At 75.7% G+C, this 1,107-nt stretch carries 1 pseudogene; it reads left to right on the forward strand.

From position 1 onward, the window contains the following. Positions 1-958 (forward strand): annotated as a pseudogene (locus H5J33_RS36140) (DNA repair protein RecN); the annotation flags it as partial. Positions 959-1,107 lie beyond the last annotated feature (149 nt).

A 1,107-nucleotide genomic window follows, 5' to 3' on the forward strand; every position in this document is an offset into this window, starting at 1 on the left:
CGCCCTGGAGGCCGTACGGGCGCACGACCCGGCGCTGGCCGCGCTCGCCGACCGGATCGGCGAGATCGGCATCCTGCTCACCGACGTGGCCGGTGAGCTGGCCGGCTACGCCGACGATCTCGACGCCGACCCGCTGCGGCTGGCCGCCGTGGAGGAGCGCCGGGCCGCGCTTACCGCGCTGACCCGCAAGTACGGCGAGGACATCGACGCGGTCCTCGCCTGGGCCGAGCAGGGCGCCGCCCGGCTCACCGAGCTGGACGGCGACGACGAGCGGATCACCGAGCTGACCGCCGAGCGCGACGCGCTGCGGGGCGAGCTGGGCGTCCTCGCGCAGCGGCTGACCGACGCGCGGGCCGAGGCCGCCGAACGGTTCGCCGCGGCCGTCACCGCCGAACTGGCCTCGCTGGCGATGCCCCACGCGCGCGTGTCCTTCGACATCCGGCAGACCGACGACCCCGAGGGCGTCGAGGTCGGCGGGCGGACCGTCGCCTACGGACCGTCGGGCGTGGACGAGGTCGAGCTGCTGCTCGCCCCGCACCCGGGCGCCCCGGCGCGGCCCATCGCCAAGGGCGCCTCCGGCGGTGAGCTGTCCCGGGTGATGCTCGCGGTCGAGGTGGTCTTCGCGGGCACCGACCCGGTCCCGACGTACCTGTTCGACGAGGTGGACGCCGGGGTCGGCGGCAAGGCCGCGGTCGAGATCGGCCGGCGCCTGGCGAAGCTCGCCAAGACCGCGCAGGTCGTCGTGGTCACCCACCTGCCCCAGGTCGCCGCGTTCGCCGACCGCCAGCTGCTGGTGGAGAAGACCAACGACGGCTCCGTGACCCGCTCCGGCGTCAAGGTGCTCGAGGGCGAGGAACGCATCCGCGAGCTGTCCCGCATGCTGGCGGGCCAGGAGGACTCCGAGGCGGCCCGGGCCCACGCCGAGGAACTGCTGGCCACGGCGAGGGCCGAGGTGTAGCGGGGCGGCTTCGGGCGTCCGGCGGGGAGGCTTCCCGGATCCGGCCCGGTGCCGGGCGTTTCCTAAGGTGGGCGGCATGATCGACAAGCGGACCTGCCGTCCCCTGCTCCTCGCCGCCGCGCTCACCTGGGCCGGTCGGGCGCTGCTGC

Origin of the sequence: Streptomyces sp. WELS2 (assembly GCF_013870595.1) — a bacterium.
In the GTDB taxonomy this organism is placed as follows: Bacteria; Actinomycetota; Actinomycetes; order Streptomycetales; family Streptomycetaceae; genus Streptomyces.